General features: G+C 54.0%; 15 protein-coding genes. 1 reads left to right on the forward strand and 14 read right to left on the reverse strand.

Going from position 1 to position 14,053, the window contains the following annotated elements:
- Positions 1-59: 59 nt before the first annotated feature.
- The 12 genes from ABIE02_RS00475 to ABIE02_RS00530 form a co-directional block, all read right to left on the reverse strand.
- Positions 60-539 carry an Hcp family type VI secretion system effector gene (locus tag ABIE02_RS00475; RefSeq protein ID WP_059307982.1) on the reverse strand — a complete coding sequence of 160 codons (480 nt, stop codon included), beginning with the start codon at positions 537-539 and terminating at the stop codon, positions 60-62.
- A gap of 16 nt (positions 540-555) precedes the next feature.
- A complete protein-coding gene (locus tag ABIE02_RS00480) occupies positions 556-750 on the reverse strand; it encodes a hypothetical protein (protein ID WP_077227555.1) in 195 nt (64 codons plus the stop codon).
- Between the two features lie 3 nt (positions 751-753).
- Positions 754-1,470 (reverse strand): hypothetical protein, encoded by a 717-nt coding sequence (locus ABIE02_RS00485; RefSeq protein ID WP_130588892.1) that lies wholly within the window; start codon positions 1,468-1,470, stop codon positions 754-756.
- A 145-nt stretch (positions 1,471-1,615) separates the two neighbouring features.
- Complete coding sequence (zinT, locus tag ABIE02_RS00490; protein ID WP_032618128.1) at positions 1,616-2,257, reverse strand: metal-binding protein ZinT; 642 nt, start codon at positions 2,255-2,257, stop codon at positions 1,616-1,618.
- Positions 2,258-2,325: 68 nt separating this feature from the next.
- Positions 2,326-3,024: an urea ABC transporter ATP-binding subunit UrtE gene (gene urtE, locus ABIE02_RS00495; RefSeq protein WP_077227523.1), complete on the reverse strand. Its 699-nt coding sequence runs from the start codon at positions 3,022-3,024 to the stop codon at positions 2,326-2,328.
- A gap of 9 nt (positions 3,025-3,033) precedes the next feature.
- Positions 3,034-3,825 carry an urea ABC transporter ATP-binding protein UrtD gene (gene urtD / locus ABIE02_RS00500; protein ID WP_077227522.1) on the reverse strand — a complete coding sequence of 264 codons (792 nt, stop codon included), beginning with the start codon at positions 3,823-3,825 and terminating at the stop codon, positions 3,034-3,036.
- Complete coding sequence (gene urtC, locus ABIE02_RS00505; RefSeq protein WP_077227521.1) at positions 3,825-4,898, reverse strand: urea ABC transporter permease subunit UrtC; 1,074 nt, start codon at positions 4,896-4,898, stop codon at positions 3,825-3,827. The genes urtD and urtC overlap by 1 nt, the downstream gene beginning before the upstream one ends.
- Positions 4,898-6,472 carry an urea ABC transporter permease subunit UrtB gene (gene urtB / locus ABIE02_RS00510; protein WP_059307986.1) on the reverse strand — a complete coding sequence of 525 codons (1,575 nt, stop codon included), beginning with the start codon at positions 6,470-6,472 and terminating at the stop codon, positions 4,898-4,900. Before urtB ends, urtC begins: the two co-directional genes overlap by 1 nt.
- Positions 6,473-6,496: 24 nt before the next feature.
- Positions 6,497-7,768: an urea ABC transporter substrate-binding protein gene (gene urtA / locus ABIE02_RS00515; RefSeq protein WP_077227520.1), complete on the reverse strand. Its 1,272-nt coding sequence runs from the start codon at positions 7,766-7,768 to the stop codon at positions 6,497-6,499.
- 202 nt (positions 7,769-7,970) lie between these two features.
- Positions 7,971-9,074: a cobalamin-independent methionine synthase II family protein gene (locus ABIE02_RS00520; protein ID WP_163603368.1), complete on the reverse strand. Its 1,104-nt coding sequence runs from the start codon at positions 9,072-9,074 to the stop codon at positions 7,971-7,973.
- A gap of 298 nt (positions 9,075-9,372) precedes the next feature.
- On the reverse strand, positions 9,373-9,693 hold the full coding sequence (locus tag ABIE02_RS00525; RefSeq protein WP_336994627.1) for a hypothetical protein: 321 nt from the start codon (positions 9,691-9,693) through the stop codon (positions 9,373-9,375).
- A gap of 63 nt (positions 9,694-9,756) precedes the next feature.
- Positions 9,757-10,203: a GNAT family N-acetyltransferase gene (locus ABIE02_RS00530; RefSeq protein WP_336994628.1), complete on the reverse strand. Its 447-nt coding sequence runs from the start codon at positions 10,201-10,203 to the stop codon at positions 9,757-9,759.
- A 241-nt stretch (positions 10,204-10,444) separates the two neighbouring features.
- Here ABIE02_RS00530 and ABIE02_RS00535 point away from each other — a divergent pair, with 241 nt between their 5' ends.
- Positions 10,445-10,735 carry a Bor family protein gene (locus ABIE02_RS00535; RefSeq protein ID WP_032618031.1) on the forward strand — a complete coding sequence of 97 codons (291 nt, stop codon included), beginning with the start codon at positions 10,445-10,447 and terminating at the stop codon, positions 10,733-10,735.
- Between the two features lie 1,389 nt (positions 10,736-12,124).
- Here the strand turns inward: ABIE02_RS00535 and ABIE02_RS00540 are convergent.
- Both ABIE02_RS00540 and ABIE02_RS00545 read right to left on the reverse strand, forming a co-directional pair.
- Entirely contained in the window at positions 12,125-12,673 is a 549-nt protein-coding gene (locus ABIE02_RS00540) for a VOC family protein (protein ID WP_336994629.1), read from the reverse strand.
- A gap of 173 nt (positions 12,674-12,846) precedes the next feature.
- Positions 12,847-14,043, reverse strand: coding sequence for an MFS transporter (locus tag ABIE02_RS00545; RefSeq protein WP_032618028.1), 1,197 nt, complete (start codon positions 14,041-14,043; stop codon positions 12,847-12,849).
- Positions 14,044-14,053 lie beyond the last annotated feature (10 nt).

The raw sequence follows: 14,053 nt of genomic DNA on the forward strand, positions 1-14,053 counted from the left end.
CGGCAGCGCTAAGCTTGCCGGGCACTGCCGATAAGCAAAGAAGATGAATGTTCATCTTTTTACGCAATTACATAATTGTTCCAGCTATCTTCGTACAAAATATTACCTTCAGTATACTTCCATATTATTGTTTCATAACGTAATTCAATATCTTCAAGATGTGTGCTGGTCACTCCGCCAGGGTGCAAATTTGGTGCAATGGCAGTAATTTTAACGTTCTGCATGACAATATTGAAATACTCCACTTCAATCCCTGCATCGTTGGTTTGATACATCTTCAGCGTTGCTTTTTTTAATATTCGGCCTTCGCAAAGTGCTCGAAACAGCAATGGCGTGGTTCTATCGAACTCTTTTTGAATCTTTAAAGGCGTATGAAGTCTGGTTGCCGTCAGTTTGCCCGTATTAGGATCCGTAGGTAACCAAACATGGTGGCTAACTGAACGCAACTCGATAGAGCCAAGCCGGGCGGGCATAACACAGGAGCCTACAATGGGTGAACCATTCTCATCCACTAACCATAAATGCGCTGGGTTAGACATACTTTTATCCTCTATATTATTTTTTAAATTTAAACCAAAGAAAAACGTGGAAACAAACATGAAACATAATAAATAACCCTATCATCTTGATTGCGAATCCAGGGAAGTAAGAGACAGCGAAAATAGCAAATGCAATAATAGACAAACAAATCCCCCACCCCCATAAAAGCAAGAGGAACTCCTCTTTCAACCATTTCTTTAAAAACTCCATCATTTATCTCATCAGTCTAATAATTAAATCAACAAGTTCATCATCAGATATAAGCATGGGGTTTAAATAAGGACTTCGGGAAATTAAAGGCTCAATCAAGAAATACATCATTTCAAGATTACGTTCATACAGCGCCTGATAATAATAAGCATTAAACTTCTTAAGATTCTCAGCGCAGTTTGAGGCTTCATGAACTAAACCATAAACGCTGAGCGATATTGCTGAAGCAGTCACACTTCTTTTTAAAATAAGCGTTCGAGCCTGGCTTAAACGCTCATGTATAATGGCATGAAAACTATAGCTTTGGCATACGGCGATTGCCACAGAAGTGATAAGCAGTCGGTTAGTGGTCCCCGTTGTGGATAGATAAACACCGGCACTTACAAGTTTGCGAAGGATATTCTGAACACGCCCTTCTGTTTTGTTTTTAAAATGAACCTCAATATACAGACGAATCATTTCAAAAATGATATCACGGTCTTTATATAATTGAATAAGACCAGAAACAAACCTTATATCATCATGTTTAAGTTTCGCACAAACATCTTGATAATTATCCGTAAAACATGAAGTATAATACGATGCACGAGTAACACCATTTCCAATCTGCTTAAGAGTTGAAGTGACGTTGTTCTTTACACCTGCCAGCGCTTTATCCAACTTAAGCGCGAGGATCTTCTCAGCCTGTAATGAAGTAATAATTGAATCACTAAAATACATACTCCCTCCATCAGTAAATCATTTTATTTAAATTTAGATGATGGGATATAAGCACACGTGAATTGAAGAAAATATTAATGAATTCCTAAAGATATTGAAGCCGGGTAAGGCATAGCCTCTACCCGGCTTACAGGCAGCGCCAACATTAATGGTGCAGCATCTCCTCCACCACCTGCTTGTTATACATTTCGTTTGGATAATAGGTCGGCCAGTTATCCATCTCTTTTAATAACGCCTCGTGGGAGGTGTTGCCCATAAAGATATGGAAATGCGCAGACTGGCGTGGGCCGATGGTGTGGTCGCTGAACTGGACGAACTTCGGCGCTTTGCTGCTGGCGTCTTTACATTCGAACAGGTAACGGACGCCCTTCTTGCCGGAAGCATAGGTCAGGATTTTGTAGCCGTTAGAGACGTATTCACAGCGGCTGACGTTTTTCCCGGTATGGAACTCCATCACGTTGTTCTCGATGCCGATGGTCTCCACGTCGGTGGCGTAGCCGGTGCGGTAATAGGCCTTCACCTCGTCAAAGGTTTTGCTGTTGTCTTTCTCGGCTTTCTTTTTAAACACCGGGTCGAGATCGCCGCTCAGCAGAAACGGATAGACCGACTGCCAGACGCCGTCCCAGTTGGACAGCGGCCGGTCTTTTACATCTTTATCGTCAAATACGCCGTTAGCAGCTTTTTGTTCCGCCTCGGTCATCTGGTGGCCGTGGGAATGGGCGTACAGCTGGCCGCTCACCAGCATCGCCCCCAGAGTCATTGCAATTTTACCAATATGTCCTGCCAAGATAACGTCCTCACTCCATTTTAAAGAGTGATGGATGTTATAATATAACATACCGCAAAACAAGCCTCCTAAATCGCCACCAGGCCGCGAACGCCCTCCTGTGCCATGTTCTCGCCGCGCCCGCGCTGAATGATGCTGCCCCGGGACATCAGCAGATAGCTGTCCGCCAGCTCGGCGGCAAAATCGTAAAACTGCTCCACCAGCAGGATCGCCATATCACCCCGGTTCGCGAGCTGGCGGATCACCTGACCAATCTCCTTAATCACCGACGGCTGGATCCCCTCCGTCGGTTCATCAAGAATCAACAGCTGGGGACGACTGGCCAGCGCCCGGCCAATTGCAAGCTGCTGCTGTTGTCCGCCCGAGAGATCGCCGCCCCGGCGTTGCTTCATCTCCTGAAGAACCGGAAACAGCTGCCAGATCTCCTCCGGTACCTGTTTCGCCTCGCGCGCCGGGAAGCGCGATAAGCCAAGCAGCAAATTCTCCTCTACCGTCAGGCGGGGAAAGATATCCCGTCCCTGCGGCACATAGGCCACCCCGGCCTGCACCCGCTGATGCGGTTTTGCGTGGGTGATGGCTTTACCCTGCCAGAGGATCTCGCCGTTACGCGCCGGGATCAGCCCCATCAGGCATTTCAGCAGCGTGGTCTTGCCCACCCCGTTGCGCCCCAGCAGACAGGTGACCTCCCCGGTCAACGCTTCAAAGCTGACCCCGCGCAGGATGTGGCTCCCGCCGTAATACTGATTCAGTTCGTTAACCTGTAGCATCCGCGCTCCTTAGCGTCCGAGATAGACTTCAATCACCTGCTCGTTGGCCTGCACGTCGCGCAGCGAGCCCTCTGCCAGCACCCGGCCCTGATGCAGGACGGTGACGTGATCGGCGATGGTTTCGACAAAGCCCATGTCATGCTCCACCACCATCAGCGAGTGTTTGCCCGCCAGGGTGCGAAACAGCTCGGCGGTGTACTCGGTTTCGGCGTCGGTCATTCCGGCGGCCGGTTCATCCAGCAGCAACAGATGCGGCTCCTGCACCAGCAGCATGCCGATCTCAAGAAACTGCTTCTGTCCGTGGGAGAGCAGGCCCGCCCGGCGATGACGCTCGGCACCGAGGCGAAGCAGGCTCAGCATCTCGTGGATCCTGTCTTCCTGCTCGCTGTTCAGCCGGGCGCGCAGGCTGGCCCACACGGATTTATCCCCTTTCATCGCCAGCTCAAGGTTTTCCCACACCGTCAAAGCTTCAAACACCGTCGGCTTCTGAAACTTGCGACCAATACCCTGGCGGGCAATGGCGATCGGATCGAGGGTGGTGAGATCCGTTGACTGGTCGTACAGCGCTCGCCCGCTCTGGGGACGTGTTTTCCCGGTGATAACATCCATCAGCGTGGTTTTGCCCGCGCCGTTCGGGCCAATCACGCAGCGCAGCTCGCCGACGCCAATATTGAGCGACAGATCGGTAAGCGCTTTAAAGCCGTCAAAGCTGACGTTGATGTTCTCCAGCTGCAACACCGGGTCGGTCCGATCGCGATAGCGATCCCCGGGCAACTGACGGGTAAAGAGTTGATCGCTCATTACTGGTCTCCCTTGCGAAACAGACCCATTACGCCGCGGGGTAAAAACAGCGTGACGGCAATAAAGATCAGCCCAAGAAACAGCTGCCAGTACTCCGGCATCGCCACGGTGAACACGCTTTTTGCGCCGTTGACCAGCGCGGCGCCTATCACCGGGCCGATCAGCGTGCCGCGGCCACCCAGCGCCACCCAGATTGCTGCTTCGATGGAGTTGGTCGGCGACATCTCGCCGGGGTTGATGATCCCGACCTGCGGAACGTACAGCGCACCCGCCAGCCCGCACAACACCGCCGAGAGCGTCCAGACCAGCAGTTTAAAACCACGTGGATCGTAGCCGCAGAAGGTGAGCCGGTTTTCCGCGTCGCGCACTGCCGTCAGGATGCGGCCAAACTTACTTTTTGCCAGGGCGTATCCCACCGCCAGCGACGCCGCCAGCAACAGTACGGTGGCCAGAAACAGGGCTATGCGCGTGGAGGTGGCGGTAACCGAAAAGCCCAGCAGCGTGGTGAAGCCGGTAAAGCCGTTGTTGCCGCCGAAGCCGGTCTCATTGCGGAAGAACAGCAGCATCCCGGCAAAGGTCAGCGCCTGGGTCATGATCGAAAAGTAGACCCCTTTAATTTTTGAGCGGAAGGCAAACCAGCCGAACAGCAGCGCCAGCAGCCCGGGGACCAGCACAATCAGCACCAGCGCCCAGGCAAAATGCTGTGTGCCCCACCAGAACCAGGGCAATTCGCTCCAGGAGAGAAAGGACATAAAGGCCGGGAGGCCGTCGCCCGCGGCCTGGCGCATCAGGTACATCCCCATCGCGTAGCCGCCGAGGGCGAAAAACAGGCCGTGGCCCAGCGACAGCATGCCGGCGTAACCCCACACCAGATCCAGCGCCACGGCAACAATGGCATAGCAGAGGATTTTGCCGACCAGCGTCAGCATCCAGGTGGAGACCGCCAGCGGATGCGTCGCAGGCAGCAGCGCAAGAAACGGCAGTACCAGCAGTGCGGCGAGGATCAGGCCGAGCAGTATCGGTACGCTGCGTGGCGCTTTCCGCGCCAGGGTTAAGGTCAGTGGCTGGCTCATCAGTCGATTACCCTCCCTTTCAGTGCAAACAACCCCTGCGGACGCTTCTGAATAAACAGGATAATCGCCACCAGGATCACGATTTTGCCGAGAACGGCACCCATCTGCGGTTCGAGGATCTTATTGAAAATCCCCAGCCCGAAGGCCGCCGCCACGCTGCCAGCCAGTTGCCCGACACCGCCGAGAACCACCACCAGGAAGGAGTCGATGATATAGCCCTGGCCCAGCTCCGGCCCGACGTTGCCCAGCTGCGACAGCGCCACCCCGCCAAGCCCGGCAATGCCGGATCCCAGCCCAAAGGCCAGCATATCAACGCGCCCGGTAGGCACCCCGCAGCAGGCCGCCATGCTGCGGTTTTGCGTTACCGCCCGCACGTTCAGCCCCAGCCGGGTTTTGTTGAGGATAAGCCAGGTGAAAAACAGCACCAGCAGCACAAAGCCCAACACCACCAGCCGGTTCCACGGCAGGATCAGGCTGGCGTAGACCTGCACGCCGCCGGAGAGCCACGCCGGGTTCGCGACTTCGAGGTTTTGCGCGCCAAAAATCATGCGAACCAGCTGGATCAGCATCAGGCTGATCCCCCAGGTGGCGAGCAGGGTTTCCAGGGGACGACCGTACAGGTGGCGGATCACGGTGCGCTCCAGCGCCATCCCCACCGCAGCGGTGAGTCCGAACGCCACCGGCAGCGCCACCAGCGGATAGAAGGCGAGCCACTGCGGCGTAAACTGCGCCATCGCCTGCTGCACCATCCAGGTAGCGTAGGCGCCGAGCATCAGCATTTCCCCATGCGCCATATTGATCACCCCCAGCAAGCCGTAGGTGATCGCCAGCCCGAGGGCGGCCAGCAGCAGAATGGAGCCGAGGGACAGCCCCATAAATGCCTGACCGAGCAGATCGCTGATGGTCTGACGGTGCTGGATCTGACGCAGGCTTGCGGCGGCGGCCTCACGCACCCCAGCATCCGGCTCGGTCTGCGCCTGGGTATAAGGCAGCAGCCGGGCCTGCACTTCCGGGTCGCTCGATTCGCCCAGCAGCGTGACCGCCTGCTGGCGTACCGCTGGCTGGGTGCTGGTCAGTTGCAGGCTGGCAACGGCGAGGGCCAGTACCTGACGCACCGCCTCGTCGCGTTCGCTTGCGAGTTGACGCTGCAAAAAAGGGAGCATCTGCGGTTGCGGGTCGCGCTGGAGCTGCCGGGCAGCGGCCAGCCTTTCGGTGACACTGTCACCTGTCAGCTGATGAGTGGCGAGCGCCGTGGCGGCCAGTACCCGCAGGCGGTTGGTAAGCCGCACGGCTTTGGTGGCCCCTTGCGGTTGCGCGGCCTCACCGAGCGCAGTTAACTCGCCGCTTTCGCGGGTAAAGGCGTGTTTATTGGTATCGACAAAGACATTTTCCTGCTGCAATGCGCGCAGCAGCGCCAGCCGGGCTGGCTCGGGCGCGGCGGCCCACTGCTCCAGCATGGCTGCCTGCTGGCTGCGGCTGGCAGCGACAAAGTTATCGGCGTCCGTTGCCTGCGCCATCCCTGGCAGCAGTCCGGCAAGCCATACGAGAGCGAAGATCATGCGCATGACGTTCATGGCTTTACCTCTTTCGGATCAGGATCAGTTACTGGCCGTTTTGATCGGGGTGTCGGGCTTTTTATCATTCCCGGCGATAAACGGACTCCACGGCTGGGCACGCACTGGCGCTTCGGTCTGCCACACCACGTTGAACTGGCCGTTGCCTTCGATTTCGCCAATCATCACGGGCTTATGCAGGTGGTGGTTGGTAGCATCCATGGTCAGGGTGAAGCCCGATGGCGCTTTAAAGGACTGACCCGCCATCGCGGCGCGCACTTTATCCACGTCGGTCGTGCCAGCTTTTTCCACCGCCTGTGCCCACATGTGGATCCCCACGTAGGTGGCTTCCATCGGATCGTTGGTCACCACCGTTCCGGCGTTTGGCAGCTTCTGCGCTTTGGCCCAGTTTTTATAGGCTGCGACGAAGGCCTGGTTGGCCGGGTTATCCACCGATTCGAAGTAGTTCCACGCTGCCAGATTGCCCACCAGCGGTTTGGTATCGATGCCGCGCAACTCCTCTTCCCCGACCGAGAAAGCAACGACCGGCACGTCGGTGGCTTTTACGCCCTGGTTAGCCAGTTCTTTATAGAACGGAACGTTGGAGTCACCGTTGATGGTGGAGACCACCGCGGTTTTGCCTCCGGCAGAGAATTTCTTGATGCTGGCGACGATGGTCTGGTAATCGCTGTGGCCGAACGGGGTGTAGACCTCTTCGATGTCTTTATCCTGAACGCCTTTGGAATGCAGGAAAGCGCGCAGAATTTTGTTGGTGGTGCGCGGGTAAACGTAGTCTGTGCCCAGCAGGAAGAAGCGCTTCGCCGCCCCGCCATCTTCGCTCATCAGGTATTCCACCGCCGGAATAGCCTGCTGGTTAGGTGCGGCGCCGGTGTAGAAGACGTTCGGCGACATCTCTTCGCCCTCGTACTGCACCGGGTAGAACAGCAGGCCGTTCAGCTCCTCGAATACCGGCAGGACCGATTTGCGGGAGACCGAGGTCCAGCAGCCGAAGACTGCGGCCACCTTATCCTGGCTTAACAGCTGACGGGCCTTCTCGGCAAACAGCGGCCAGTTAGAGGCGGGATCCACCACCACCGGCTCCAGTTTTTTGCCCAGCACGCCGCCTTTGGCGTTGATCTCGTCGATGGTCATCAGCGCCACGTCTTTCAGCGGCGTTTCAGAAATGGCCATCGTGCCGGAGAGCGAATGCATGATGCCAATCTTGATGGTGTCGGCTGCCTGCACGCTGAAACTCATCCCCATGGCCACCACAGAGGCCGATAAAGCAAACGCTTTTAACAAGGTACGACGATGCATGATTTTCACTCCTGAAAGAAAGCTGTGCGAAATCGTCCGTTACGGCGTGGACGCAGAAAAAGCAATCAGGATTAGAGAGAGCAAAAAGGATGCCAGAACGAAAAATCAGTGAGATCAGGGGGCTGGAGAGGGTTTTAAAGGCAGGAACGGATCAGAATGGCACAGCGTTGCACTTTATTAATGCAACGCTGTGGATAAGCAATTACCAGACTTCGCTGGCGATTTGAGTGACCAGGCGAACCTTGTCCCACTGCTGGGCTTCGGTCAGGGCGTTGCCCTCTTCGGTAGAGGCAAAGCCGCACTGCGGGCTGAGGCAGATCTGGCTTTTCGCTACATATTTTGCCGCCTCTTCGAGACGCGCTTTCACCCCTTCCGGGTTCTCCAGCTCGCCGCTTTTAGTGGTGATCAGCCCCAACACCACCTGTTGTTTGCCTGGACGCACAAAACGTAACGGGGCAAAGTCGCCACTGCGATCGTTGTCGTACTCCAGGAAGAAGGCATCGACATTGACGGTGCCAAACAGGATTTCAGCTACCGGTTCGTATCCCCCCTCGGAGATCCAGGTCGAGCGGAAATTACCGCGACAGACATGCAGACCGATGGTCAGATCCTCCGGCTTGCCTTCCAGCGCCTTGTTCAGCACCCGGGCATAAGTACGCGCCAGCTGGTCCGGGTCATCGCCACGCTCGCGGATCTGGCGGCGCTGATCGTCGGAGCAGAGGTAGGCCCAGACGGTGTCGTCCAGCTGCAGGTTGCGACAGCCCGCCGCATAGAAAGCGTGAATGGCATCGCGCCAGGTTTGCGCCAGGTCGTCAAAATAGACATCCAGATCCGGGTAGACGGTGGCGTCGATATCTTTGCGGCCGCCACGGAAATGCAGCACGCTCGGGCTGGGGATGGTCATCTTTGGCTGGGCGTTGCCACTGACGCTCTGCAGATAGCGGAAGTCCTCCAGCATCGGATGGCTGCCGAACCCCAGCTTGCCCGTAACGCGCACTCCGTGGGCTTTGGTCTGCACGCCGTTGAACTGAATGCCCTGGTTCGAGTCGTAACGCTCCACACCCTGCAGGCCGTCGAAGAAATCAAAATGCCACCAGGCACGACGGAACTCGCCATCGGTAACCACTTGCAGGCCGCAGGCGCACTGCTGCTCTACCACATGGCGAATCGCGTCATCTTCTACCGCTCGCAGCTGCTGCGCGTCGATCTCACCGCTGGCGAATTTTACTCGCGCCTCTTTGATGGCGTCGGGACGTAAGAAACTGCCTACCACATCGGCACGGTTCGGGGCGTGTTGTCGCTGCATGCTTATCTCCTTTAACTGCCGCCAGGTAATTGCCGACAGTGATAATTCATTATTTGAACATTTAGACTTCTGGATGGCTATATGTCCAAAAGATGTCACAGCAGCCGCCTTCCGGCAAACGAGAAAAATTCATGGGTGTTGAAAAAAATTCATGTTGGTCAGCATGGCAAAAAAAAACCGCCAGAGACTGGCGGTAAATGCTTGCATGGATAGATTTGTATTTTGAAATCTACGGACCCGGCATTCCATACCGGGCTGCGGATCCTGACCAGGTTAGCATGCGCAAGATAAATGAAGGTTAAACGGTGTTTGTGCTGTTTGAAGATGAGCGATAGCGCGCAACAAGCCAGACGGCAGTACAGGCCACAACCGGCACCAACCAGTCGAGCAGGCTCGCCACATTCCACACCTGCCAGTCAAATCCGCCCCACCACGGCATGTTGGCGCGCTTACCCTGGCCGAACATCGCGATCCAGCGGTATTCAGCCTGCGTCTGTTCCCGGGCGATACACCACAGCGAACCCAATGCTCCGCCGATGCCCCATCTGCCCCATCGCAGGCCGCAGAGGCACTGGATCGTCATTGCAGCTAACGCATGCAGTAAAGGGGAAAAATCCATTATCGTGTCCTGTCCATTAATGTTTCTTGTCCGGCAGTGGTCTGGATGTTGAAAGAGCAATCTTCATTTATTCCCTGACTGAGCGGGATCGTTGACGCTCGTTTTATTCCAGCTGATCGCCATACCTTCGCAGGCAGGTGAAACATATTGAAAGCCGAACTTTTCATAGAGTGCAGGGACATCCGCCACCAGAGAAATATAGGTGCCGTCCCAGGCATTCTTGCTCAGCCAGTCCATGATGTGTTCCATGATGGCTCTGCCTAAGCCCTTGCCCTGAAAATTCGGATCGACCGCGATATCCACAACCTCAAAATTCAGTGCGCCATCGCCAACCACTCTTCCCATCCCTACGGGTATCCCCTTGTGAAGGATATGCACCGCGTAGCAGCTCGCGGGGAGTCCTTTTTTTGCGGCGTCCAGATTTCGGGGTGAAAGTCCGGCGAGGGTGCGCAAACGGCAAAAATCTTCAGCTGAAGGAGGGGTTTCGATAAATGTGAAATCTTCCAACATCCGGGGCGCTCTAAAAATTCAAAAAGGTAACGTTTAAATAACATTTTAGAATGCTATCTACAATATGCTTTTTTGGTGAGTCAGATGATCACAGAATGATAAGCCCGGATTATGACGAACAACTACCGGGTATTTTGTTGGTTATAGTTTGCTTATTATACCGCCCCGCTACTGGTCTAATATGTCGCGTTCTTCAATCGTGTCATCATTTTTATGAATCATACAAACAATAAGGTCATTTATGAAAAAGTTAATTATGGTAGCGCTGATTGCGGGTGCGGTTTCCGGCTGTGCGCAGCAATCCTTTTCGGTAAACAAAGGGACTGCATTCGAGCCACAGAAAGTCACAACACACCATTTCTTTGTTAGCGGAATTGGGCAATCCAAACAAATCGATGCAGCGCAGGTGTGCGGTAGCGCAGACAAAGTCGTTCGCACTGAAGTACAGCAGACTTTTGTGAATGGCCTGCTGGGCGTTCTTACTTTTGGTATTTATACGCCGCGTGAAGCGCGCGTTTATTGCGCCAAATAAAGACGCAGTCAGCAGGATTTAATCCTGCTGACATTCTTACCCTGTCTGAATATTCTTCATTACGCTTATCCTTATGCTGGCAAAATAATCACCTTCACTCCTTCTGAACTTTCCCTGGGTGTCTGGGAAGAGAAAATCGATATCTCGACCGATTCTGTTTCCAGCCTGAAAAACTCCTACGTCTAACCCGCGATTACCGGCATCGGTTCAATCACCGATTGTGAACAAGCGCAATTATCCTTCAAATATTGATACCCGCCGGACTCATTGTGACGCCAGGGCCAGCATGCGGTGTGCTATAAAGAGAGACTCCCAGGAAAACCGGGCCACGAGATGTTGAATACATTAAGATGGAGAAATTAAATAATGCGCGGGATACGAAACCTCAGTCTGGTCTGTTGTATGGGGTTAACCGGTTGTGTAGTCGCCGATATGGACTCAACAAATTACACCTCCTTCCCCTATATTCAGACGTTCCAGAAACCAGAGACCATGGGACACACCAATGTTCAGAAACGCCGAAACGATCTCTACGAGTGTGGCGTTAATAAAAAATTGTCGCTTAATTCATGGGATGAAAAATTTCGTCGTAACGCCCTGCAACCTGGCGAGACAATAGACCAGCTCATTACCAGAACGAATAAAGTAGAGGACTGTATGAAGTCAAAAGGATACGTCCTGCTGGATTTCGGAGAATGCGGACCACTTAAGAAGCCAAGCGGATTGTGTAATTGACGCCGCGTCATTTTCAGCTCTGACGCAGGGTAAAAAGGCCACCCAATGGCAGCCTAAGAACACTATTGTGATGGCATTGTAGTGCCGGGTGCCTCCCGGTGACTCTGTGCCAGACCACAGAACCGCGTTCAAAAAACCCGACTGCTTTTGCCTGGCCGCCCCACCGCTTAGGGGGATTCACTACCCAGGCACTCTACGTGGGCCGGATTCTAAAAGATACATTTAATTTACCCTTTTATTAATAATATAAAATTCCACCGCCATTCGTTCTGCTGACGCCCTGCGCAGCGTGTCAGCACCGGTACGCCCTGCTGAGCGGTCAGGCCTTACTGATCGCTATACCGCACCCACGGTATCGCAACTAACCCGCGCACTTTACGTATATGCGGAAAATTGAATTAGCATGGAGTAATTATTTGAAGGGTTAATATTCTCTTCAGGTTATTGCGCAAGATATTAATGAAAAACATCCGTTAAGTGAAAAATCTATGATTGCTGGAGTGGCAACGATGTCAAAGCCTCTCCCTTTGATGATGTCGTTGCCAGCAAATTACTTATCGATAAGGATTCATCTTATCTGTGGTTTCAATATTGAAGCAGCATCAGCATCCAGCTTTCAAACCGCTACACATAAACAGGTGTGGCTCCGTTAAATCAGCCCTTCGGTATCCAACGACGTTCTGTAGCCCCTTCATCGTAGTGAACACCGGCTGGAAGGGATATTAATTCAATTAATACGCCAAACGGCGTCATGCCAAACCACGTCTGGTTACCTTCACCCTCTTCCTGGGCGAAACAGTCTGACGGCCCATCAAACATCTTTGCTCCGTGTAAACGCATGTCGGCAGCCGTCTTATGGATATCATCTGTATAAAGCGAGAAATGATTAATTCCCGGCTGGCCAGGACTGGCGGGATGGTCCTGAACAGCGGGAGAGGTCTGAAAGAGTTCAACGTTGCAGCCGTTAGCCAGACGTAACATGGCTAATCCTGTGAGGTTCATTTCCGCGGGGAAACCATTCAGAGGGGACATTTTATCACCTCTGATGGTCTGATCCGGATTGTCAGATGCCACCAAACGATAAAGGACTGAGGCACCCAGCGCCTGACAGAAAAATGCTTCAGCTTGACCAAGATCGGTAACCGTAATGCCAATGTGTTCTATACCGCGAATCATTAAAATCCTCCATTCGATGCTATTCATGAGATTGATATCTCAGATGTTTAAGCATGGCAGAAATGTCGTATTTGTCACAAAAAGCGGGTTACACGTTTTTTACAGATGAAGCAATATCCTCTGATAAATGCCACAAACAGACGTGAGTGCTGCGAAATAACGCCTTCAGGTTTAATGCATAGAAGGCGTTTTATTGCCTGTTAAGCCGATTCCGTCGGAAATCCTTTCTGCCTGGCCGCCCAGATAACGGCCAGCGCCAGGAGGAGCAACATGACAACTGCAGGTGAAAATGCGCTGACGCTTAACGATCCCAGCAGTAAGCCACCGAAAAATCCGCCACCGGCAATCGCCAGATTCCAGGCCGTGACCAGCATTGACTGTGCCACGTCAGCAGCGTCGCCAGCGGTCCTGGCAATGGCGGTCTGGAATAACGTTGCTGCGCCACCAAAGGAAAGCCCCCAGACAGCGACTGCCGTGTAGACAGCAGCGGGGATATCACCCATGACCCACAGTACCAGCGCAGACAGAGCGAACAGTGCCGTGCTGATGAGCGCCAAGGTACGCAAACATCTGTCAACGAATACGCCGATAACCCAGATGCCCAGCAACGAAGCAACGCCAAATACCAGAAGTATCAGGTCCGTTCGTTCGGCCATCCCTGCGGATGCCAGAAATGGCGCGATATAGGTGTATAAGATGTTATGCGCCATCACAAAAGTCAGCACGACAAACAACACCGGGCGGACACCTGCAAGCCTGAACACCTGTCCCAGCGGCAGGCGCTTACCCGCTACCAGCCCCGGGAAGTCAGGCACCAGGAAGCGCACCCATACCATCAGCGTTATAGCCATCACACTGATAATACCGAAACACATGCGCCATCCGACCAGGCCACCGAGGAACGTTCCGGCGGGTACACCAAGCGACAGAGCTAGCGGCGTACCGACCATCGCAATGGCAATAGCCCGTCCTTTCTGCTCAACCGGCACCATGCGCGCTGCATAGCCCGCCAGTAGCGCCCACACAAGCCCCGCTGAAACCCCCGCCATAAACCGCGCAATCATCGTCATGACATAGTTAAGGGAGAACGCAGTGACGGTGTTAGTCACAACAAACCCGGCCAGGGCCAACAGTAATAACGGGCGTCGGCGTACGCCCTGTGTCGCTGTGATCAGGGGAATGGCAGCAACCAGCGATCCGACAGCGTAAAGCGTGACGAACTGCCCCGCCATTGCGCCTGAAATATTCATGCCAGCGCTAATCTGCGGCAGCAATCCTGCCGGCAGAGTCTCCGTCAAAATGGTAATAAAACCCGCCAGCGCCAGCGCCAGGAGTGAAGCGACCGGTAGAGGGGCGCTCTGCGTAATTTGCCCGGGTGCGGCGGTAATATTTGTCATAAATATGCCT

The sequence above is a fragment of the Leclercia sp. 1548 genome (genome assembly GCF_050435045.1).
Lineage (GTDB): Bacteria > Pseudomonadota > Gammaproteobacteria > Enterobacterales > Enterobacteriaceae > Enterobacter > Enterobacter adecarboxylatus.

Coding starts and splice junctions, on each gene's coding strand:
- ABIE02_RS00520 (WP_163603368.1), bottom strand. CDS start 9,074: ATGCAGCGACAACACGCCCCGAACCGTGCCGATGTGGTAGGCAGTTTC.
- ABIE02_RS00485 (WP_130588892.1), bottom strand. CDS start 1,470: ATGTATTTTAGTGATTCAATTATTACTTCATTACAGGCTGAGAAGATC.
- ABIE02_RS00530 (WP_336994628.1), bottom strand. CDS start 10,203: ATGTTGGAAGATTTCACATTTATCGAAACCCCTCCTTCAGCTGAAGAT.
- ABIE02_RS00535 (WP_032618031.1), top strand. CDS start 10,445: ATGAAAAAGTTAATTATGGTAGCGCTGATTGCGGGTGCGGTTTCCGGC.
- urtE (WP_077227523.1), bottom strand. CDS start 3,024: ATGCTACAGGTTAACGAACTGAATCAGTATTACGGCGGGAGCCACATC.
- ABIE02_RS00475 (WP_059307982.1), bottom strand. CDS start 539: ATGTCTAACCCAGCGCATTTATGGTTAGTGGATGAGAATGGTTCACCC.
- ABIE02_RS00540 (WP_336994629.1), bottom strand. CDS start 12,673: ATGAATAGCATCGAATGGAGGATTTTAATGATTCGCGGTATAGAACAC.
- urtD (WP_077227522.1), bottom strand. CDS start 3,825: ATGAGCGATCAACTCTTTACCCGTCAGTTGCCCGGGGATCGCTATCGC.
- urtB (WP_059307986.1), bottom strand. CDS start 6,472: ATGAACGTCATGCGCATGATCTTCGCTCTCGTATGGCTTGCCGGACTG.
- ABIE02_RS00525 (WP_336994627.1), bottom strand. CDS start 9,693: ATGGATTTTTCCCCTTTACTGCATGCGTTAGCTGCAATGACGATCCAG.
- urtA (WP_077227520.1), bottom strand. CDS start 7,768: ATGCATCGTCGTACCTTGTTAAAAGCGTTTGCTTTATCGGCCTCTGTG.
- ABIE02_RS00480 (WP_077227555.1), bottom strand. CDS start 750: ATGGAGTTTTTAAAGAAATGGTTGAAAGAGGAGTTCCTCTTGCTTTTA.
- ABIE02_RS00545 (WP_032618028.1), bottom strand. CDS start 14,043: ATGACAAATATTACCGCCGCACCCGGGCAAATTACGCAGAGCGCCCCT.
- urtC (WP_077227521.1), bottom strand. CDS start 4,898: ATGAGCCAGCCACTGACCTTAACCCTGGCGCGGAAAGCGCCACGCAGC.